Consider the following 19,791-nt stretch of genomic DNA (forward strand, 5'->3'; position numbering starts at 1 on the left):
TTTATCGTTAAATCCAGCAATACCCTCCGCCAAAACAGCGGAGAGACCAATGGACCTTGTTCGAACATCGCCCCCAGGCGAAGCGGCCTCGCATGATAGCGGCGCCGCGGACGGGACGGCTAACGGCAAGGAACATTTCGAAGTTCTCGACGGTCTGCGCGGCACGGCAGCGATGCTCGTCGTCCTCTTCCACATTCAGGGCATCACGGTGAACTGGGAGGGCGCGAAGGTCTTCCTCCATCACGCCCCTCTCGCTGTCGATTTCTTCTTCGCGCTTTCGGGTTTCGTGATCGCCTATGCCTATGACGATCGCTGGAACCGCCTCACCACCGGTCGCTTCCTCGCGCTGCGTCTTATCCGGCTGCAGCCGATGGTCATCATCGGCGTGCTTCTCGGTTTCGTCAGCTATCTGGTCGATCCCTTTGCGGGCACGGCCCAGTCCGCGTCGTGGGGCGCGCTGCTGCTTGCGCTGGTCATGAGCCTCCTCGTGCTGCCGGCGTGGGGTCTGCCAAACCGGTTCGGCGACACGCACCCGCTGAACGGTCCGTGCTGGTCGCTATTCCAGGAATATATCGGCAACCTCGCCTATGCGTTCGTACTGCGCCGTCTGCCCAGTTGGAGCCTCGCGGTGCTCGCTGTGGTGGGCGCGGTCATGCTCACCATGTGCGGCCTGCATTTCGGCTCACTCGATCTTGGCTCGGGATGGGATCATTGGTGGGCCGCGCCGCTGCGTCTCTGCTACCCGTTCCTGATCGGGCTGTGGCTCTACCGGGTGCGCGGCCGCCTCCCGCGTCTCCGCCTCGGACTTCTGTTCCTCTCGGCCGTCCTGATCGTGGCGATTGCCTGCCCGATCCTGCCCGAGGTTGGCGGCATCAAGCTCAACGGCATCTATGAAGCCGCATGCGTAATCGTGCTGTTTCCGGTGATCATCGTGACCGGCAGCCATTCCAATGCCGGGCGGGGAATGAATCGGCTCTGCAAGGTCAGCGGGCGGATTTCCTATCCGCTCTACGTTACGCACTTCCCGTTCCTCTACGTCTGGATGAACTTCGTGGCGAACGAGCAACCCACGCAGGCGCAGTCAATCCTAATCGGCACGGCGCTGGTGCCGTTCCTCGTTCTGGTGGCGTGGCTTTCGTTGATCTGGTGGGACGAGCCCATCCGCGCTCGCTTGCGTAGCTGGTTGGACCGTAAGGCCAAGCGTTCGGCCATAGATCAGGCCCGCCCCTCGCATATCGCCGAAATCGCTCCCTCGCCTGCAGCCTCCTAAGACGCGACCAATTTCCCAAAGCGCCATATCGTGCACGCCGGAGCCTACGGCATATGAAAACGGAAGACCGGAGCCGCGCATCAAAATACGTTTGCCCCGCGAGACGCCTGAGTATACACTGTATACATGAGCACGAGAGCGAGCATCCTTGCCGCCGCCTGGCAGCAATTTGAGGTCAATGGCGAGGCTGGCCTTTCGCTGCGCAAGGTTGCCGGTGCGGTGGGCATCACGCCCATGGCGATCTATCGCCACTTCGAAAACAGGCAGGCGCTCATCGATGCCTTAGTCGCCGAGGGCATAGCCGAGTGGCGCAAGAGAGTGGACGCGATCAGCAGCCGCCCCGCGCGGGCATGGCTGGAAGCGATCGGTGACGCATACCTTGCCTATGCGCTCGAGGCTCCCGCACGCTTCGACGCCGCATTTCTTGTCTATTCCGACAAGGCCCTGAAGTATCCGGATGATTATCTGGCTGGCGGATCGCCAGCGGTATCGCTGCAAATGCAGCTGATCGCGGAATTTGCGGGCCCAGAGCGCGCGGGCGAAATCATGGTTGCAATCGCTGCGCTGGGTCAGGGCCTCGTTTCGCTTCACCGGGCGGGACGCGTTACCGGCGATGTCGAGAACTTCAGGACGTTCTACCGCACCACGATGCGCCGCTTTATCGAAAGTCAGGTCAGGGAGGACAAGGCATGATCGTCTGGCTGGCTGCGACGCTCCTTTCCGGAGCGGGATTCTTCCTTTCTCTGGGTCTTGGCACGCACTGGTACCTCGCCCGGATCGCCCCAGTTCCAGTGCTGTGGTACGCCTTTTCGGGCAAGCGCGCGGCTTCAAGTTTCCTTTCCGCCTTCGTCAGTTATGCGCTTGGAGCAAGCAACCTGCTGATTGCCTATGGCTCGGTGATGCCCGTAGCCGTGCTTGCGCAGATACTATTTGGCCCCGCACTGATTTTCGGGCTGACGGTCATGCTTTCGCGGAAGGTTCACCTAAGGCTTGGGGCGATAGCGGGCGTCCTCGCCTTTGCAGCAGGGTTCGCGGCAACGGATTTCCTGATCTCCTTCGCCCCTGCCGGCGGGGCAGTAAGTTCGCCCGCCAATTCTCAGATTGACATGCCGATCATGGCGCAGTCCGCTGCCTTGGGCGGATTTGCGGCGGTGACTTTCCTGATCGGATTGGTCGCCGCTGCTCTTGCCGAAGGCGTGCGCCGACGCAGCCTTGCCTGGCTCCTTGCCGCGGCCGCGATCTTCACCGTAAACGCCGGCCTGGGCGCGTGGCGCATGACGGAGCAAAGCCAAGGCTCAGTACGCGTGGCGCTGATGGGGAGCAACAACCTCGCCGCTACCACCGACGCGCTGGACGAGGCGCGAACAGGGCAGATCTTTGCGGCATACGCCAAGGCGATCCGCGCTCTTTCCGGAAAGCACGTGGCGGTCGTCTTGCTGCCGGAAAACAGTACCCGTCTGGGGCCGGAATGGGCGCAGGCGGCACTTGCGCCCGTGGATGCCGCTGCGCGTGAAATCGGCGCTGTTGCGCTTGTCGGCTACAATGGTGAATTTGCCGGCGCGCGGCGCAATCTTGTTACTGCGGTGGGCGCAGGCGCTCGCAACGCGACTTACGCCAAGCGGCACCTGGTGGTCGGCTTGGAAACCCCCGATTTCACGCCAGGTACCACTTCGCTGATGCTGCCGGGCGGCGTGATGCTGGAAATCTGCAAGGACATGGATTTTCAGGCGACGATCCGGAAGGATGCAGTGGCGAACCATCCGATGATGTTTGCGGTGCCTGCATGGGACTTCGGACGCGATGCCTGGGCACATGCCAGACCCGCGATACTACGCTCGATCGAGACCGGCACGCCTCTCGCTCGCAGCGCGCGGGATGGGCTGCTGACATTGAATGACCGTTACGGCCGAGTGTTGGTGAAGCAGCCGGTTCGAGAGGGATTAACCGTTGCAATTGGTGACTTGCCCCTTGCTGGCAGTGGCGGCGAAACACTCTACGCCCGGATCGGAGACGCCTTTGCGTGGATATGCCTTGCCGTGACGTTAGGTCTTGCGATCATGGCAATGATCCGGCGTCCATCATATGAACAGGCATCTGCACGAACCTGATCCGGCGTTTTCGCAAGAAGGTGCCTGAAGCTCGATTTGACCGCAGGTCAGCCGCACCAGACTGACGCCCTCCCCAGCAGGTTCAGCTCTCGCCGATGTGAATGGCCAGCCAGACCGTCGGTGAAGCAGTATAGGTTACGAGATGCGGCGTACCGGCGGGAATCAGCAAGTGCTCTCCGGCCGCGAGTGCATACCGCTCAAGGCCGTTCAGCAAGAGTTCGGCAGCGCCTTCGAGCACAAGAACCCACTCGTCCCAGTCCTGCTGGTAAGGCTGCTCCGGAGGCGTCACATGACCGTGCGAGACGATCCGTTCGATTCGAATACCGGGCCGCCGCAGCAGGTCCTCGAACCGCTCGTCCGCCTCGAACCCTTGCGCTACGACAAAGAGATTGGAAGGTGGCATTTCTTTCCGATCCTGGCCTTGATCCATCACCCCGACTATGTCCGCCAGCCTCGGAAATGGGAAGTCACGGATGACGCGCCGGCCGCTTTCGGATTCGTCATGAAGGGCGAGCCGGGCGGGGGTAGAGGATGAAATCGGCATGCCGATCGATCACCGGGGGGACATCTGCGTGTTCAACAGCGCGCTGAAGTTCGTAGATGGTCGCGGGAGGCAACGGTAGCGGATGCTCGGCGGGATGCGCGGGCGCGCGCATCGGGAAGTCCTGCCCCGAGACGGAAGTCATTTCGATATGGGCTCCGAGCAATGCGCGGATCGGGTGAATTTTGGAGAAGGCGGCAAGGCGCTCCACACTCTCGCGAAACTCGTCGAAATGATCGATCGGAACATAAAGCCTGCCAGGGTAGAGCATGTCGCCGGAAAAAAGCAGCCGGGTTCCGGGGTCATAGACCATGATGTGCGCCGGCTCGTGGCCGGGCGTCGGAATTATATCCAGGATCCGCTCGCCAAGATCGAAGTGGCCGATGTCACGGCGCCAGTCCGCCATCCGGAAATAGGCCGAAACTTGCGCGGGTGTATGACCGACTACCTCCGTATCTGGCCTGTCCCGGAATTCGCCGTCACCACTGACGTGATCCCCATGGCCATGAGAATGGGCCACAGTCAGGTGAACCGGGCGGTTGCCATGCCGGCGCTGCCATTCGCCGATCAGGCGATCCACCGTAGGCCGGATCCGCAGCCCTCCAGCGCCGCTGTCGAGAAGGAGTGCCCGGTCGCGACCGAACAGCAAATAGAGGAAAGGCGCCTCGAAGTTGGTTTGCACGGATTGGCGGATCACGAAGGTATCTGCGTCGATGCGTTGAACCTGCGTCTCGGGCTCATTCGCGGATGTGCCATCAATCCATTTGGAAAATCGAGGCGGTTCGTATCGCATATCGGCGGCGGCGAGCGGAGACGCCGTTCCGCATACCAGCAGCAGGGATTGCAGGGCCATTATAAGAGCGGAAGAGCTAGCTTTACCTGTCATTTCCGCAGCGTAGAAGCGATTGTCGTTTTCACAAAGCTCGTTTCCCTATGCGCCTTGGCCCTGCCGTCCGATCTGGATACGGTGGAATGGTATGGACGCGCGCCGCACGAAAGCTACGTTGACCGCAAGACTTCGGCCCCGACCGGCCTTTGGCGAGGCGCCGTGGCCGACCAGAACCACGACTATATCTGTCCCCAAGAGACCGGCAACAAGGTCGGCGTGCGATGGATGGAATTGTCGGGCGCTGGGGCCCCGCCACATTTGGAATTAAATGATTGAAGGCAGCCGCTCGGCTTACCTCGACGCTGGCCGCTGAAATTGGGGCTTCTGGCCGTCCTGATACCCCATTCATTCATCAAGTTGATCTCTGCGCCTGTCCGACGCCGAGCTGGATCAAGCTGTTGCGCCAGGCAGATCTCCAGGCTCCGCCCGACTTTCCACTATCCGGTCGATCAGACCCCATTCGACTGCTTCCTGGGCGGTCATAAAGTGATCGCGGTCCATGGCGCGCTCAAACTCTTCGTAGCTGCGACTGCAATGCTTGGCATAGAGACTGGTGACCCGGTTCTTGGTCCGCTGGATTTCCTCGGCGTGGATGAGAATGTCGGACACCTTGCCCTGCGCGCCACCGGACGGCTGATGAATGAGGATGCTCGCATTGGGGAGCGCAGCCCGCTCGCCAGGTGCGCCAGCCATCAAGAGAAAGGAGCCCATCGAATAGGCCGTGCCCATGCACAACGTGTGCACCGGCGCGCGAATATACTGGATGGTGTCATACATGGCGAGGCCGCTGGTGATGACGCCGCCCGGCGAATTAATGTAGAGACTGATGGGTTTCCCGGGATTTTCGGCCTCTAGGAACAATAACTGCGCGCAGACAAGCGCAGATACGGTGTCGTTCACCTCACCGTTGAGGAAGATTATCCGCTCTCGCAGCAATCGGGAGTAGATGTCGAAAGACCGCTCTCCCCGGCTGGATTGCTCGATGACCATGGGGACGAGTTGCATCGCTTCGCGCATTCGGCGAACTCCTGACTTCCGTAATGTGTGTGGGAGTGGTGTCCCGTCAGGCTGCAAGCATGACGGGCGAGCCGTTGGTGTTGGCAGCAGCCTTGATCATCCGATCGATCCGCGCATCCGCAATCTCGTGAATGATCCGCAGGCTCGTTCCGCCGTCGTCGTTGGCCGCAATCCGGAAGGTGACGAGACTTTCCAGATATGGCGGCGTACTTTCCCGCATCCGGTAGCTGACTGACTCTCCCAGTATCATGGCGGCCGCTAGCGGATCGGCCAAGTCCTCGGCTGGCAACCAATGTGCACGAAAGTCGGGATTAGTCATCGCGCGCCAGACCTTGTGAGGCGGTTCATCAATGTCATAGATGAACGAGAGGGTTTTGCCTTGATCTTCGGTCTTTCTCTCGGTCATGGTTCCATATCCTTCAGCAAGGATTTGAGGGCATCGATCCGTGCCGGCCAGTAAGCGCGATATTTCGCGAGCCACCCGGCAAGTACGGCAAGACCGTCCGGATCCACCTCGTAGTTGACGAAGCGCCCCTGTCGTTCTTCTCGGACTAGCTTGGCATTCCGCAGAACCGATAGATGCTGCGACATCGCCGGTTGGCTGATCGTCATACCATTGCGCAAAGCGCTGGCATTCATGCGCCCCGCCGCCAACTTCTCGAAGATTGCGCAGCGGGTGGGATCGGCCAGAGCTTTGAAGATGTCGTTCTCGATCATGTCAATACATAAGCCCACACTTATCTGATTCGCAAGCCCTGATATGAACTTTGAAGAAGTGAGTGCGCCGAGATGTTTGACTTTCTTCAATCGCGCACCGCTCCGATCGCTCACTCCTCCAGGTTTCGCCGGCAACCAATCGTCCGCCTCTTGCGTGAGAAATGTTCAGGCTGCGTGGTTTTGACCTGGCTGAACGGCGGTCTGGGATCGACTGCGCAGCACAGCAGCGTTGGCCCGATCTCGCCAACTATTCGGCCGTTCGCCGCCGAAAGCGCCCTCCCCGAAACCGGCTGCTACCACATCCCGCCTCGCTATCGACCATGACAAGCGGCGAGGATTCTAGCCAAACCGGAACGGTTCGGACTCGCCCGTTTTCCCGGTTTCCCATGCGTCACAAACTTGCCGAAACGTCTCCACAAAAGCAGCCTGTAACCTGGTGGGTTGCCAGTCTGTACGGGTTGTGATTCCTATCCGGCGCTGCAACGTCAAACCGCCGCCAAATATGCGCGTCAGCAATCCTGCGCGCGCCTCGAACAGGAACTGATCCGGTGAGAGCAGTGTCAGCCAATCGCCTTCCAGCATCAGGCCGCGGATCACCAGCAAAGATCCGCATTCGATCCGCAGCCTGGGCGGCGTGAGACCGCGCGAGGTGAACATCTCTTCCCAGCGCTTTCGCCCGGGCGTTCCGCTGGCCGAAATGACCCATGGAAATTCCAGCAGCATCTCGAATTCAAATTTTCGCCCCGCGAGCGGATGCCCGGATCGCGAGACAATGACGGGATCGTCGGAGAACAGCCCTTCCTGAGTGACATCGGCCACGGGCAGCGGATCGCGCAGCGCACCCACCAGAATGTCCAGTTCGCCGTGGCGCAGGCTGTTAAGGAGTTCTGGGTAAGGCCCTTCGACGACGTTTACCTGAGCATCGGCATAGATATGTGCGAAACGGGCAAGCGATTGCGGCAGGAGGACCGCCTTGGCCACAGGCATCGTCCCTATTCTGACACGTCCGCCTCCCTGTGAATGTAGTGCACTGAGTTCGTCGATACCCGCCTCAAGCTCGGCGCGGACGAGCCGGACAAAGCGCAGGAAACGGGCCGCCGTCGGAGTCGAGACCACGGTCCTGCCCTGCCGCTCCAGCAGGGGTACGCCCAGATGTTCTTCCAGTTCGCGGGCCGAGCGGTGGAGCGCAGGCTGCGATAGCCGGGCACGCTCCGAAGCCAGTGCGAAACTGCCGGCTTCGTCCACTGCCATAAGCGTCCGCAGCTGCCCAAGCGTGATGCGCCGCTCGATGTTGGGGAGCACGGGCAGGCGGGCGCTGCGCCGAAGGACCCGCCCCCCGCGCTCAAGATAGGACAGCGCGCGTTCGATACGCGCGGTCATGCGGCGCCCGGCCTCGGTCGGCTGCACCCCGGAGGGCTGACGGTCCAGCAGAACATAGCCGAGCTGGCTTTCCAGGCTGGCCACCGCTTGCGTCACGGCGGGCTGCGAAAGGTGCAGTTCCTTGGATGCTCCGCTGATGGACCCTAGCCGCACAGCAACAGCCAGCGCGTCGAGGTGGCGGAGGTTCAGGCGCATCGGATCGATCATTGGGACTTCAGCTTTGCTTATGGATGGGTTGCATTTCGACGTTGCCGGAATGCGCTCACTGCCGTGTAGATAGGACAACACACGGGTTGAGGATACAATCGAGCGAATGCTTGAGCTTATGGTTACGAATGAACGGAACGGTGAATTGTTGCCTGTGCGCGGCGAGCCGACTTGCACAGGCAGACACGGATCGTCCCGGCCATTCCGGATTTGCCGAGCCCAACTCATTCGCCGCTAAACAGCCGTTGTTCGCGAACGGCACAGCTTCAATCCGATGGGTCGCCAAAAAAACGAAACAAGAAGCTGAGTTATGAAAGCGTTGGAAGAGAAGAAGCCTGCCGGGCGTTTCGGCATATTCGGGCAGTTGTGGTTTCAGGTGCTCGCAGCGACGTTGATCGGCATCCTGCTCGGCCATTTCGTGCCGCATGCTGCGGTGGCCATGAAGCCGCTGGGCGATGCCTTCATCAAGCTGATCAAGATGATGATCGGACCGATCGTTTTCGTGACAGTGGTGCACGGCATCGGCGGCATGAACGACATGAAAAGCGTCGGGCGCGTTGCGCTGAAGTCGATCGTCTACTTCGAAGTCATTACCATTCTCGCGCTGATCTTTGGCCTGATCGGAGTCGCTCTCTGGCAGCCGGGCGTGGGAATGAACATCGATGCAGCCTCGATCGACACCGCTTCGATCCAGGGCTACGTCGCCAGCGCCCATGACCAGTCGATCTCCGGCTATCTCATGGCCATCATCCCCGACACATTCCCGGGCGCGCTGACCGAAGGCCATGTCCTCCAGGTCCTGCTGGTCGCAGTCCTGTTCGGCATTGCCATGGCGGCGGGCGGGGAGCGTTCAAAGCCGATGATGAACGTGATCGACAGCGCCTCGCAAGGCCTGTTCCGGATCATCGGATACATCATGTATTTCGCGCCGCTAGGCGCCTTCGGCGCGATCGCATTCACGGTCGGCCAGTTCGGCACGGCATCGCTGCTCTCGCTCGGCGAGCTGATACTCGAATTCTTCGTCATCTGCGCGGCCTTCACCGCGATCGTCATGGGCAGCATCTCCTGGTGGTGCGGCGTCAACCTTCTCAGGCTGCTCGGCTATATCTGGGACGAGATCGTGATTGTCGCGGCGACCACGTCGACGGAAACGGTCCTGCCGCGCCTGATCGAAAAGCTGCGGGCGCTCGGCTGCGAAGAAAGCGTCGTCGGCTTCGTCGTGCCTGCGGGCTATTCGTTCAATCTGGACGGCACCTGCCTCTATCTCACCACCGTTGCTGTATTCCTGGCGCAGGCGACCAATACCCATCTGACATTCTGGCACGAACTGGGCCTGATTGCCGTCCTGCTGCTGACGTCCAAAGGCGCGGCGGGTGTCGCGGGCGCGGCTTTCGTCGTCCTGGCGGCCACGCTCAATACGACCGGCACTATTCCCGTCGCCTCGATCGCGCTGATCCTGGGGATCCATCGCATTCTCGCCGAAGGCCTCACATTCGTGAACCTTGTCGGCAACACGGTGGCAACGATCGTCATCGCCAAGTGGGAAGGCAAGCTCGACGAGCGAACCCTGGCAGCTGCCGTCGGAACGGACGCGGCGCGCCGCCGACTGGGCATCGCCGCCTAAACGGCGCCCCCAATCCCCGAAGACACTAGCCCGGTCGCGCCACGGCGCGGCCGGAAGAGGAGAGATTCATGTCCGTAACCCGCGTCCTGGCCGTGCTCATGGCCTCGCAGGTCCTGCCCGCAGCAGCCTTCGCGCAAGAGCAAGAAGTGCCTGCTGCACCGGTCGAAGAAACTGCGGCCGCGCCGGCTGCTGCCGGCGACCAGTCGGCCGGCGCCGCGCCGACGGCCACTCCGCTTTCCGGTTTCGCCCGTTTCCAGCACGAGAATGTGATCGGCAAAAAGCTCCGCTCCCTCAAGAAGGATGGGGTGGACCTCTCACTCGATGTCGTCGGCAATATTGCCGGCAACCCGATCGGTGGCAATCGCAAGGGCTTTGCCGAATCTCACTGGGTCAGCGCTGCGGCCAACGTCGATCTTGAAAAGGTGCTCGGCTGGTCCGACACGCGCCTTCACGTCCAGGGCGCCTGGTTCAGCGGAGACAGCCTCGGTCGGGATTATATCGGCAACTCTATCAGCTTTCAGCAGACCTGGCGTCCGGTGCCCGGTCCGCGCTTGACCCAGTTCAACATCGAGCACGATTTCGGGCGTCTCAATCTGATGGTCGGGCGCGCCGCCGTGAACAGCTATTTCAACAACTCGCCGCTCAACTGCGTATTCATGAGCAATACCGCCTGCCTCACCGCGTACGGCGGCATTAGCGATATCGGCATCACCGCATTCCCGAACTCGTCCTGGGCAGCGAAGGCGCAATATTCACTCAGCAAGCGGGCGTACGTGCAGCTCGGCGTATTCGACTACAACAACGATCTCAATCTCAAAGGAAAAGGCGGGGTAGACCTTTCGCTGGGCAAGGGGACCGGCGCGCTCATCGCTGGCGAAGTCGGCTATGAAAGCGATCCTGCCAGCAGCCGGTTGCCCGGACTCTACAAAGTGGGCTTTTACCTCAACACCGACGGCGGCCAGAGCCCCTATTACGACATCCATGACGCCAGCGCAGCGCAGAGCGGCCTTGCCCGGGCCGCGCTGGGCGGCAATCGGCTCGGGATCTACGCGATGGTCGACCAGACGATTTCGCGCGCACCGGGAAAGAGCAAGCGCAGTCTTGCGGCATTCGGCCGCCTCTTCGTGAATGCGGGTAACACCCAGCAGCTTGACTGGTTTGCCTCGGCGGGGCTGGTGAAGACCGGCACCTTTAAAGGGCGCGACGACGACACCATCGGCTTCATTGTCTCCGACACCCATTTCAGCGCCCAGCAGATTGCGTACTTGCGCGACCTGCGGGCCAAGGCCGGAGGTAGCGGATCCCCGGGATCGAACGAGATCATTGCCGAACTCAATTATGGCTTTGCCGCACTCCCCGGTCTGCGGATCATGCCGAATGTGCAATACGCCATCAATCCGGACCCCATCTACGCGACGAGCCGCAAGACCGACATACCCAACGCGGTCGTTCTGGGCGTTCGCGTCGACCTCAAACTCGCCCAGTTTTTCGGCAAATGATTGGAGCTGGATCCGTACATTCGCGAGACCGCAATACAGTGAGGGCAAGTCCTCGTCAGCACTCCGGTCTTCAACGCCACGGGCATGCAGGAGATCACCGCAGCGGCCGGCGTGACCAAGGGATAGTTCTACAATTACTTTGAAGGGGCGATTGTCGCCGAGTTTTGGGGCTATTTTAAATCAAGGCCGGACGCCGCCCTTGTCGCACATTGCGCGCTATTTCACCGGGCTTGCGGAGTTTCACGAGCGCCGGCGTTATGGCAGTCGACTGCCTGATCGGGAACATGGCTGGCGATCACGGCCATATGCCGATCCTGAGTTGGGTGGATGTGAACGGCGGAAGGCAGAGTGCCTTCATTTCGGCACGCCCGGTTGGCACTTATGCCAATCTGCTGCTCGAATACGATCCGCGCTGGGCTGTCGATCGCAAGCTGGCGACCAGGCGGAGTTGGGGCTTTACCAAGGTTCCTTCGCTGGCGATTTTTGCCACGGGGCGGCTCGGCATCTGCTGTCTCGATCTCAACAGCACCGCGACTTTTGGCTCTCTATCGAACTTCGACAATCTGCACGACGCGCTGACAAGCCAGCAGGCGCTACGAATGTTTGCCCAGCTTTCTAACGGCATCGCCACAAGTCGTGGCTGCCAGATCTGTCTTGGTGGAACCTAGCGGCATTGTGCCAGCAAGCAGATGTCAGGGCCGCAACGCCCTGTCGGGCATTTCCGCGACGGGATTTGAGCCGATGGGCGTGATCTCGTTTCTAGCGCGAGCTTTTTGGGAGATTTGAGGTCAGATTCTGGCCTCACTTTGTTGGAGACAGGCTTCCTTTCGGCTGATGCAAAAGCGGTTCGAGCGGAAGCGTCCGGCGAGCGGCGCTGCCTGAGCTATACCAGAAGCTTGCGCTTTGCCCTGATAGATTGGTGCAGCCTGCGCTGTTGGTGTCGTCTGCCGGTTTTGTGAAGCTTATTGCCATAGCGCTGGGGCTGCGGGCTCGATGGAATTTTTCGAAAATCCTCATTGATGTAGACCACTGCGACGAGGCGGCCCGAATGGACGTGCCGCTTCTGCAGCACGGGGCATCATCTGTCGACAGTGGCGTGCATGCTTTGGAAGCCCGGCGTGACGCGAGCATCGACCATTCTTCACCATGCGGGAGGCTGATCACGTCATTATTCGGATGGGCATGGTGCGGATGTGTTTCCGGAGCGGTATGACATCGCAATCAATGACCAATTTCCGCCACTTGTGGCACATCGGCAACAAACCGCGCCTCACCTTTGAAAATCGGTTCCCAAGGACACTGCCGCCAGGGAAAACTGCTTGCGCGAAGAGGCAAGCCCGGCTCACTTCCCTCGCCTGAATGACCGCGCGACCCAAGTGCGGCAACTGGGCTATTGGAGAGAGATGCATGAGTCCCGCGGAACTGAGCGTCGCGTTCTTCTTGCAGATGTTCGTGATCATCGCCGCATGCCGCGCGACCGGCTGGGCCATGAAGCGCTTCTTCGATCAGCCGCAGGTCATCGGGGAAATGATCGCCGGCATTCTGCTCGGCCCATCGCTGCTCGGGCTGCTTTCCCCGGACATCCAGCATTTCCTGTTTCCCAAGGAAACGAAATCCGTCCTCTACGTCGGCGCCCAACTGGGCGTGGGGCTTTACATGTTTCTCGTTGGCCTTGGCTTCAGGACCGATCATTTCCGTGTGAACGCCCGCAGCGCCTTTGCCGTGTCCCTGTCCGGCATGGCAGCACCTTTCCTGGTTGCCGTGGCGATGACCCCCTGGCTGTTCGGCCTGAACCTGTTCGGACCACAGGTCAGCACGTACCAGGCGACGCTGTTCATGGGCGCGGCCATCTCGATCACTGCCTTCCCCGTCCTTGCCCGCATCATTCAGGAGCGCGGGCTCGCGCGCACGCCGCTCGGGTCGCTGTCACTATCAGCCGGCGCGATCGACGACGTGGGCGCCTGGACAGTGCTGGCGATCGTCCTTGCCAGTTTCGGCGGCGGCCCGGCCGTGGCGATCAAGGCCGTGGCGGGCGGGGGACTGTTCGCGCTGTTCATGCTCACCGCCGCCCCCCGCCTGCTGGCGCCGCTGGCACGCTGGGCCGAGCGCGAGGGACGCATTGTGCCGCCACTGCTGGCGACCATCGTGGCGCTGTTCATGCTCAGCGCCTGGGCCATGGATACGGCCGGTCTCCATTCGGTGTTCGGCGGCTTCTTGCTGGGCGTGGCGATGCCGCGCGGGCTGCTCAGCCGTGAACTCAAAAGCCAGCTGGAACCCTTCACGCTGGCGCTGCTGGTGCCGATGTTCTTCACCTTCTCCGGCCTCAACACGCAGCTGACGCTGGTAAACAGCATCGCACTCGTCGGCATCGCGCTGGTTATCCTGATCGGCTCCATCCTTGCCAAGGGCGCGGCCTGCTGGGCTGCGGCCTGGCTGACCGGGCAGGACAATCCGACCGCGCTGGCCGTTGGCGCGTTGATGAACGCGCGCGGATTGATGGAACTGATCATCATCAACATCGGGCTGCAGAAGGGCATCATCGGCCCGGCGCTGTTCTCGATGCTCGTCGTCATGGCACTGGTGACGACACTGATGGCCTCCCCCCTGTTCGAACTCGTCTATGGCCGACGCGCCCGGGCCAGCGGCGCATTGGGCTCGCTGAACGAGGATGCGGACGAAGCGGCGGAACGTCCGACCGTCCCGGCCATCTGAACCGTCCGCGCAGCCGGACACAGTCGTTCGAATATCGTACAATGCGGCCTCGACGCCGCCATCATGGGAAGTGGAAATGCAGCAGGATCCTTCGTCGGACCGTGTGGTGAAACGCGTCGTGGTCGCAGGAGGCGGCACCGCTGGCTGGGTAACCGCCACGGCGCTGGCGCGTCATCTGGGGCGGCTGATCGATGTGACCCTGATCGAATCGGAAGAGATCTCGACCGTCGGTGTCGGCGAATCCACCGTGCCGACTTTCAAGAGCTTCCATGACCTGATGGGGATCAAGGAGGACCAGTTCATGGCCGCCGCGCAGGCGACCTTCAAACTGGGGATCGAGTTCAGGAATTGGGGCCGGGTTGGCGATCGCTACATCCACCCCTTCGGCACGATCGGCACGCGCGTTTCCTGGATGGCGGAATTCCACCACTTCTGGCTGCATGCAAAATCGCGGGGGTTTGGCGGCGAACTGGGCGAATATTGCCTGGAATGGGTAGCCGGAGAGGCCAACCGCATGTCGGTGAACGCCGCACCGAACATGGGCTATGCCTATCATGTCGATGCCACGCGCTACGCCCGCTTCCTGCGCGGCATTGCCGAGCCGGCCGGCGTGAAACGGATCGAAGGCAAGATCCGCAATGTCGATCTCCATCCCGAAAGCGGCTTCATCGATGCGCTGACGCTGGAATCGGGAGAGCGGATCGAAGGCGACCTTTTCGTCGATTGCACCGGTTTCCGTTCGCTTTTGTTGGGGCAGGCCCTGGGCATCGAATTCGAGGATTGGGGGCGCTGGATCACCACGAACAGCGCCGTCGCCGTCCAGTCGCGATCGTCCAACCCGCCCCAGCCCTATACCGGCGCTTACGCGCACGAGGCGGGCTGGCGCTGGAAGATTCCGCTACAGCACCGTGAGGGCAACGGCATCGTCTTCTGCAACGAGTTCATGTCGGATGACGAGGCACGGGCAAAGCTGTTGGCCGAGATCGACGGCGAGCCGACGATCGAGCCCTGGCTCCTGCGCTTCAAGACCGGCATGCGCGTGAAGAGCTGGTTCCGCAATTGCGTGGGCCTGGGCCTTGCGGGCGGCTTCATCGAGCCCCTGGAATCGACCAGCATCCACCTAATGATGGCGGCCGTCACCCGGCTGATCCAGGACTTCCCGTTCAACGGCTGTAACGAAGCGCTGATTGACCATTTCAACGAGAAATCGCGCCTGGAATTCGAATCCATCCGCGATTTCATCATTCTGCACTATCACGTCACCGAGCGGGACGATTCCGCCTTCTGGCGCCGTTGCCGGACCATGGAAATTCCCGATTCCCTGAAGGAACGGCTGGACCTGTGGCGCGAAGATGCGCGCGCCTTCAAGCTGCAGGACGAGCTTTTCCGCGTCGACAGCTGGACGTCAGTCCTGCTCGGCCAGCGCCTCGCCCCCTTGGCTATCATCGACTTGCCGAGATGATGCCGGACGCGGAGCTGCGAGGCCATCTGGTTCGGATGCGATCTGAAATTTCCAAAATCGCCGCAAATATGCCGACCCATCCAGACTTCATCAGGTCCTATTGTCGGGCCGAGGCGTTCTGACGATCGGACCCGAACCAGCCCTGATCAATCAGGGCTGGCAGGAGTGGCGCATAGGCGGGGACGGAGAGGCCACTTCGCCCCGCCCAGTCCTCCAGTTCCACGTCCTGAAAGATCACGAAAGTATCAGCCGCTTTCCCCAGCACCTCCTGAAGGATATCGGATACGCCGTTGTAGAGCGCCCTTCCGCGCCCAAAAGCAGCGGTCCCGCCCATCTGTCCACTTTGAGGATCGACGGGTGGTTTGCGAGCAGAGACCTGCTAGGCGTGTTGCCATGACCAACAAGCTAGCCGGTATCGTCGAGGTCGATGGACTTCAATATGAATGGGAGCTCCGGAGCGAGCCGCAGTGGAGTGACTTCGATGGCTGGAGAGGCATGACAGTTGCATTGCTCCGCAAACACACCCAGCGCGGCGCCTTGCTGGAGTTTCCCCCGCCGAAGCGCTTGCTAAAAGGAATGCAACGAGGGCGCCTTCAGATCGGCGACGCGATTGTCTCTCGGGGAATCCGGGCAGCGTTGCTGGCTGGGTGGGAACCCGATTCTCGGGGCAAGCCCATGGTTTTCACGGTCGATGCTGACGGCAACTAGGCAATGGCTGCCGCAGCGGGTCAGATGAGGGCGGCTTGCGTTCTGTCAAAACCAAGGGGTAGCGAGCTGATTTCGAGATAACTGGAATGCCACCGAAGAACGGGTATCCCGAAGCCTGAAGGCAGTTATATGCGTGGTTGAACGGCTGCGCCCCCTCCGACACGCCCCGTTTTACGTCATTCGCAAGATAACTTATAACTACGAAAACCAACCAACAGGCAGAGAGAATGACGATTTCTTCAAGCGACGAGCAACGCGAGCATTTTGCCTATTGCGTCCAACTCTTTGGAGGCACCACTGCTTTCTCGCGGCGCCTCAACATAGATGAGCGGGCTATCCGACGTTTCATAAATGGCGAGCGGCCTATTGGCGCCGGTCTCTTGGAAGACACTGCGAAGGCATTGCGCCTGCTCATCAGTGACGCGACGGATGCAGAAAGCGAGATCGCGACGATGTTGAGCCGTGGGCCGAACACTCCGTCATAGGGCGCAGGCCCGCCGTGGATCGCGACGCCGGCCGACCAGTCAGAGATGCTGACCATGCATGCCCCGCCCGGCTTGCCGACCGGGGTAACCGGACAGGGGGCTGGATGAAATCCGAGGGGCCCGGGTGAACTGTGCACAGGCGTTGGCGGGATGACATTGCTGACCTGCGTCGTCGGCTATAATCCTCTCAGCAGAATTCAGTCATAACTGCAGGAGAATACGACAATGAACAATTCCGACCTCGCCGAAAAGCTGGCTGCTGAAACTGGCGTCACGAAGGCTGATGCCAAGAAGGCCGTGGATGCGGTCTTCGTAGCGATCGCCGAAGCGGCGGCTGCGGGCGACGAAATTTCGCTGAACGGCTTTGGAAAGTTCAAAGTAAAGGACTCTCCGGCTCGCGAAGGCCGCAACCCTTCGACCGGCGAGACCATCCAGATCGCAGCCTCGAAGAAGCTGACGTTCGCCCCAGCTAAGGCCGTCAAGGACAAGTTGAACGGCTAAGCCAGCACTTTGAAAATGGGACGGCACGCCGCCACCAGCGCCGTGCCGTCCTCTTCATGGGCCGCCGACATCTGCGCCACGAGATCTTGTGGCGGAAAATACCTTACTACAACGCGCGCTATCCCAGGGGCCCCGGAGGTTTGCAGCCACGATAGGCCCGGGTTGCGGTTCGATTGCCCCTAGTTCGACGTTCGGATTAGTCCGCGCGCCTTGGGCAAGGAAGGATTGCCTTCCCATCGCGGGTCGCCACCGTGATGATCGCAGAGGCAAGATGCACTGTTTGCTCGGGTGAAAGTGGTGACAGTGCTTCCATGATGTCGTTCACGTCGCCGCAGGTCGAAGGCTTGATCGGAATGGACATTCGGGCGGATAACGCCTCGTCGATCAATGGGCGCAACACGTCATCCGACACGCCGGCGATCTCCTTGCCTTCCGATTGACCCAGTTTGAGAAACGCTGATTTCGCCATGGGCCACGCCGCAATCTTACGGTTCTCAAACTGCGTCGCCAGGCTGGGCAGTGAGGTGCGAATGTAGCTGTCGGCAGGCAAAACGGAACTGCACTTCTGCGCGACCTGGTCGAGCACCTTGGGCAGAAAGTAGGTGATGATCCCGTCCATTTCCGGCTTGGTAATGCAGCTTGCCGGATCGGCCGCCTGCGCCGTGGTCGTCACGCAAAGCGCCAAGCTGACGGCGACTGCCGAAATGATCTTACGCATGGAAATGTGCTCCCTGACGATGTGTTCTAGCGGCGCTTGCCGGCCTGAGGCTCGGCAACTTGCCGCAATCGGGCTGTCAAAATCGAGGATGGATGGGGCGCCAGTCCCTGCCGAGGTCATGATGCCGTGCTTGAACTGATTTCAGATCGTCGGGAGCTACGGCGTTGAATTCTTTATCTCCCCGGACGAAAGGCTGCCTAGCTGCTTGAGGCATCCGGCCCGGAAAATCCACACTGGATTACGCAGTCAGGCACCCTCCAAAAACCGTGCCGGCTGCCTAATTACAAAATGGAATTGCTCTCGATTTGGAATATAAATTCGCGGCGTAACCGTAACTTTGGCGGTCAATTTGAGGAGCCTAGGATGATTGCTAGGCGTCGTCGCTCTATATTGTATGCTGCAACGCTTCTTGCGTTGAGCGCGGCTATTTTGCCTCTGATCTGTGTTTCGCTGCTCTCCCGAGAGCGCGCGCACAAAGCCGAGCGCGCACATCTGGCGCAATACGCTGGCTGGACCCTTGAGCGCGCGACCCTCACGCTGAGCAACGCCCAAGCTACGTTGAAGCAGCTGGAGCAGGAAGGTTGGGTTGGCTGTTCACCGGCGCACATCGCCCGCATGCGGCAACTTGCCTTCGATAATCGATTTATCGACCAGGTTGGCTATTTCAACGATGGAAAACTTACCTGCACGAGCTGGGGGACGGTGTCTCACTCGGTTCCCGAACAAGCACCGGAACATCCGCTTCCTGGCGGTTTTGCCCTGCAGCTACAGGTCAATCCTCTGGTCAGCCAAGGTCACCCCGTGATCGGGCTGGTTCTTGGCGATCATAGAGTGTTGATCAATCCTCAGCGCCTGGTCGACGTACTTCGCGATGGTGAAATGGCGCTGGGGGTTGCCACTCTCGATGGCCGGCCGATCGCTATTTCAGGCCACGTGGATAACAGCCTTATATCTGCGATGGCGCACCATACCGGGTCCGGTATGGACGATCGCAATATGTTCGTATCAACGAGCGGGGCAGGCTTGATGGCCTTTGCCGTCTCCGACCGCGGAGAGTTTGAGCGACGCCTGCGCCGGGAGTGGTTGCTGCTTGTGCCGACCGGACTGATTGTGTCGGCAATTCTCATCGGGACCATTGCCTGGGTCTCCCGCCAGCGGCTTTCGCCTGAGAATGAACTGGATTTCGCAATTCGGCACCGCAAGCTGATTGCCCACTATCAACCCCTCATAGAGTTGCAGAGTGGACGATGCGTTGGCGCCGAAGCGCTGGTGCGTTGGAGGCGCCCCGGTCCCGACCGCATGCCACCCGAACTGCTGATCCCTCTCGCGGAAAGAACGCGCCTGATCGAAGCGATTACCGACCTGATGATAGAATGCGTGGCAGAGGATCTCGCAGGGATGCTCGGCGCTGGGCTCGATGTACATGTAGCCATCAACATTAGCGCGAATGATATGGAAAGCGGGCGTTTCCTGCCCAACCTGCATGCGGCGTTGCAGCGGTGGGGTATACCGGCAAGCCACATCTGGCTCGAGGCGACGGAGCGTGGCTTCATCAAGCCCGAACTGGCGTGCGCCACTATCGAGCGCGCCCGAGCGGCAGGGCATGCGGTTTCGATCGACGATTTTGGTACCGGCTATTCGGGGCTGTCATTGCTCGAAGCGCTCCCGGTCGACACGATCAAGATCGACAAATCATTCGTCGATACGATAGGCCGGGGCGCCGCGACCAGCGTCGTCACGCCGCACCTGATCGATATGGCGCACAGCCTCAATCTCACCATAGTCGCCGAAGGTGTCGAGTCGCCTTCACAAGAAGCATACCTACGCTCGGCCGGTGTAGAATTTGCGCAAGGATGGCTCTACTCACCCGCACTGTCGGCCGAGAACTTCATCGAGTACTGCCATCATTTGAATGACGGACCGAACTGATCGGGTGAATGCCCCTGCTTCAGG

General features: G+C 60.7%; 19 protein-coding genes and 1 pseudogene. 13 read left to right on the forward strand and 7 right to left on the reverse strand.

What is annotated here, in order from left to right:
• Nucleotides 1–49 precede the first annotated feature (49 nt).
• The 3 genes from AC1VVK_RS24085 (at nucleotide 50) to AC1VVK_RS24095 (ending at nucleotide 3,378) form a co-directional block, all read left to right on the forward strand.
• Nucleotides 50–1,270, forward strand: coding sequence for an acyltransferase family protein (locus AC1VVK_RS24085; RefSeq protein ID WP_482905690.1), 1,221 nt, complete (start codon nucleotides 50–52; stop codon nucleotides 1,268–1,270).
• A gap of 126 nt (nucleotides 1,271–1,396) precedes the next feature.
• Complete coding sequence (locus tag AC1VVK_RS24090; RefSeq protein ID WP_482905691.1) at nucleotides 1,397–1,963, forward strand: TetR/AcrR family transcriptional regulator; 567 nt, start codon at nucleotides 1,397–1,399, stop codon at nucleotides 1,961–1,963.
• Nucleotides 1,960–3,378: a hypothetical protein gene (locus tag AC1VVK_RS24095; protein ID WP_482905692.1), complete on the forward strand. Its 1,419-nt coding sequence runs from the start codon at nucleotides 1,960–1,962 to the stop codon at nucleotides 3,376–3,378. The genes AC1VVK_RS24090 and AC1VVK_RS24095 overlap by 4 nt, the downstream gene beginning before the upstream one ends.
• Before the next feature lie 82 nt (nucleotides 3,379–3,460).
• Here the strand turns inward: AC1VVK_RS24095 and AC1VVK_RS24100 are convergent, their stop codons facing one another.
• Together AC1VVK_RS24100 and AC1VVK_RS24105 are read right to left on the reverse strand one after the other, a co-directional pair.
• Nucleotides 3,461–3,781: a cupin domain-containing protein gene (locus tag AC1VVK_RS24100; protein WP_482905693.1), complete on the reverse strand. Its 321-nt coding sequence runs from the start codon at nucleotides 3,779–3,781 to the stop codon at nucleotides 3,461–3,463.
• Between the two features lie 97 nt (nucleotides 3,782–3,878).
• A complete protein-coding gene (locus AC1VVK_RS24105) occupies nucleotides 3,879–4,772 on the reverse strand; it encodes an MBL fold metallo-hydrolase (protein WP_482905694.1) in 894 nt (297 codons plus the stop codon).
• A gap of 114 nt (nucleotides 4,773–4,886) precedes the next feature.
• Between AC1VVK_RS24105 and AC1VVK_RS24110 the strand changes: the two genes are divergently transcribed.
• Nucleotides 4,887–5,084, forward strand: a complete 198-nt coding sequence (locus AC1VVK_RS24110; protein ID WP_482906769.1) for a beta-galactosidase small subunit-related protein — start codon at nucleotides 4,887–4,889, stop codon at nucleotides 5,082–5,084.
• A gap of 114 nt (nucleotides 5,085–5,198) precedes the next feature.
• Here the strand turns inward: AC1VVK_RS24110 and AC1VVK_RS24115 are convergent, their stop codons facing one another.
• From AC1VVK_RS24115 to AC1VVK_RS24130, 4 genes are all read right to left on the reverse strand, one after another.
• Complete coding sequence (locus AC1VVK_RS24115) at nucleotides 5,199–5,825, reverse strand: ATP-dependent Clp protease proteolytic subunit (RefSeq protein ID WP_482905695.1); 627 nt, start codon at nucleotides 5,823–5,825, stop codon at nucleotides 5,199–5,201.
• Nucleotides 5,826–5,871: 46 nt separating this feature from the next.
• Nucleotides 5,872–6,231, reverse strand: a complete 360-nt coding sequence (locus AC1VVK_RS24120; RefSeq protein WP_482905696.1) for an SRPBCC family protein — start codon at nucleotides 6,229–6,231, stop codon at nucleotides 5,872–5,874.
• A complete protein-coding gene (locus AC1VVK_RS24125) occupies nucleotides 6,228–6,542 on the reverse strand; it encodes an ArsR/SmtB family transcription factor (protein ID WP_482905697.1) in 315 nt (104 codons plus the stop codon). The genes AC1VVK_RS24120 and AC1VVK_RS24125 overlap by 4 nt, the downstream gene beginning before the upstream one ends.
• A 339-nt stretch (nucleotides 6,543–6,881) precedes the next feature.
• The gene (locus tag AC1VVK_RS24130; RefSeq protein WP_482905698.1) at nucleotides 6,882–8,129 is read right to left on the reverse strand and encodes a LysR family transcriptional regulator; all 1,248 of its coding nucleotides are present in this window, start codon (nucleotides 8,127–8,129) and stop codon (nucleotides 6,882–6,884) included.
• 310 nt (nucleotides 8,130–8,439) lie between these two features.
• Between AC1VVK_RS24130 and dctA the strand changes: the two genes are divergently transcribed.
• From dctA to AC1VVK_RS24170, 8 genes and pseudogenes are all read left to right on the forward strand, one after another.
• Nucleotides 8,440–9,753 carry a C4-dicarboxylate transporter DctA gene (gene dctA / locus AC1VVK_RS24135; RefSeq protein ID WP_482905699.1) on the forward strand — a complete coding sequence of 438 codons (1,314 nt, stop codon included), beginning with the start codon at nucleotides 8,440–8,442 and terminating at the stop codon, nucleotides 9,751–9,753.
• 68 nt (nucleotides 9,754–9,821) lie between these two features.
• Nucleotides 9,822–11,252, forward strand: coding sequence for a carbohydrate porin (locus AC1VVK_RS24140; RefSeq protein WP_482905700.1), 1,431 nt, complete (start codon nucleotides 9,822–9,824; stop codon nucleotides 11,250–11,252).
• A 257-nt stretch (nucleotides 11,253–11,509) separates the two neighbouring features.
• A complete protein-coding gene (locus AC1VVK_RS24145) occupies nucleotides 11,510–11,920 on the forward strand; it encodes an SPASM domain-containing protein (RefSeq protein ID WP_482905701.1) in 411 nt (136 codons plus the stop codon).
• Nucleotides 11,921–12,659: 739 nt separating this feature from the next.
• A complete protein-coding gene (locus AC1VVK_RS24150) occupies nucleotides 12,660–13,964 on the forward strand; it encodes a cation:proton antiporter (RefSeq protein WP_482905702.1) in 1,305 nt (434 codons plus the stop codon).
• A 76-nt stretch (nucleotides 13,965–14,040) separates the two neighbouring features.
• A pseudogene (locus tag AC1VVK_RS24155) lies at nucleotides 14,041–15,548 on the forward strand (tryptophan halogenase family protein).
• A gap of 271 nt (nucleotides 15,549–15,819) precedes the next feature.
• Entirely contained in the window at nucleotides 15,820–16,134 is a 315-nt protein-coding gene (locus tag AC1VVK_RS24160) for a hypothetical protein (RefSeq protein WP_132390722.1), read from the forward strand.
• 227 nt (nucleotides 16,135–16,361) lie between these two features.
• Entirely contained in the window at nucleotides 16,362–16,619 is a 258-nt protein-coding gene (locus tag AC1VVK_RS24165; protein ID WP_482905703.1) for a hypothetical protein, read from the forward strand.
• A gap of 225 nt (nucleotides 16,620–16,844) precedes the next feature.
• Complete coding sequence (locus tag AC1VVK_RS24170; RefSeq protein WP_132390726.1) at nucleotides 16,845–17,120, forward strand: HU family DNA-binding protein; 276 nt, start codon at nucleotides 16,845–16,847, stop codon at nucleotides 17,118–17,120.
• Between the two features lie 196 nt (nucleotides 17,121–17,316).
• Here AC1VVK_RS24170 and AC1VVK_RS24175 read toward each other — a convergent pair whose 3' ends face one another.
• Entirely contained in the window at nucleotides 17,317–17,838 is a 522-nt protein-coding gene (locus AC1VVK_RS24175) for a hypothetical protein (RefSeq protein WP_482905704.1), read from the reverse strand.
• 363 nt (nucleotides 17,839–18,201) lie between these two features.
• Here AC1VVK_RS24175 and AC1VVK_RS24180 point away from each other — a divergent pair, with 363 nt between their 5' ends.
• Entirely contained in the window at nucleotides 18,202–19,767 is a 1,566-nt protein-coding gene (locus tag AC1VVK_RS24180; RefSeq protein ID WP_482905705.1) for an EAL domain-containing protein, read from the forward strand.
• Nucleotides 19,768–19,791: the final 24 nt, after the last annotated feature.

The organism is Novosphingobium sp. BL-S-32, from assembly GCF_056857055.1.

Coding starts and splice junctions, on each gene's coding strand:
- AC1VVK_RS24095 (WP_482905692.1), top strand. CDS start 1,960: ATGATCGTCTGGCTGGCTGCGACGCTCCTTTCCGGAGCGGGATTCTTC.
- AC1VVK_RS24145 (WP_482905701.1), top strand. CDS start 11,510: ATGGCAGTCGACTGCCTGATCGGGAACATGGCTGGCGATCACGGCCAT.
- AC1VVK_RS24085 (WP_482905690.1), top strand. CDS start 50: ATGGACCTTGTTCGAACATCGCCCCCAGGCGAAGCGGCCTCGCATGAT.
- AC1VVK_RS24175 (WP_482905704.1), bottom strand. CDS start 17,838: ATGCGTAAGATCATTTCGGCAGTCGCCGTCAGCTTGGCGCTTTGCGTG.
- AC1VVK_RS24130 (WP_482905698.1), bottom strand. CDS start 8,129: ATGATCGATCCGATGCGCCTGAACCTCCGCCACCTCGACGCGCTGGCT.
- AC1VVK_RS24160 (WP_132390722.1), top strand. CDS start 15,820: ATGACCAACAAGCTAGCCGGTATCGTCGAGGTCGATGGACTTCAATAT.
- dctA (WP_482905699.1), top strand. CDS start 8,440: ATGAAAGCGTTGGAAGAGAAGAAGCCTGCCGGGCGTTTCGGCATATTC.
- AC1VVK_RS24120 (WP_482905696.1), bottom strand. CDS start 6,231: ATGACCGAGAGAAAGACCGAAGATCAAGGCAAAACCCTCTCGTTCATC.
- AC1VVK_RS24115 (WP_482905695.1), bottom strand. CDS start 5,825: ATGCGCGAAGCGATGCAACTCGTCCCCATGGTCATCGAGCAATCCAGC.
- AC1VVK_RS24170 (WP_132390726.1), top strand. CDS start 16,845: ATGAACAATTCCGACCTCGCCGAAAAGCTGGCTGCTGAAACTGGCGTC.
- AC1VVK_RS24090 (WP_482905691.1), top strand. CDS start 1,397: ATGAGCACGAGAGCGAGCATCCTTGCCGCCGCCTGGCAGCAATTTGAG.
- AC1VVK_RS24150 (WP_482905702.1), top strand. CDS start 12,660: ATGAGTCCCGCGGAACTGAGCGTCGCGTTCTTCTTGCAGATGTTCGTG.
- AC1VVK_RS24125 (WP_482905697.1), bottom strand. CDS start 6,542: ATGATCGAGAACGACATCTTCAAAGCTCTGGCCGATCCCACCCGCTGC.
- AC1VVK_RS24105 (WP_482905694.1), bottom strand. CDS start 4,772: ATGGCCCTGCAATCCCTGCTGCTGGTATGCGGAACGGCGTCTCCGCTC.
- AC1VVK_RS24180 (WP_482905705.1), top strand. CDS start 18,202: ATGATTGCTAGGCGTCGTCGCTCTATATTGTATGCTGCAACGCTTCTT.
- AC1VVK_RS24100 (WP_482905693.1), bottom strand. CDS start 3,781: ATGCCACCTTCCAATCTCTTTGTCGTAGCGCAAGGGTTCGAGGCGGAC.
- AC1VVK_RS24165 (WP_482905703.1), top strand. CDS start 16,362: ATGACGATTTCTTCAAGCGACGAGCAACGCGAGCATTTTGCCTATTGC.
- AC1VVK_RS24140 (WP_482905700.1), top strand. CDS start 9,822: ATGTCCGTAACCCGCGTCCTGGCCGTGCTCATGGCCTCGCAGGTCCTG.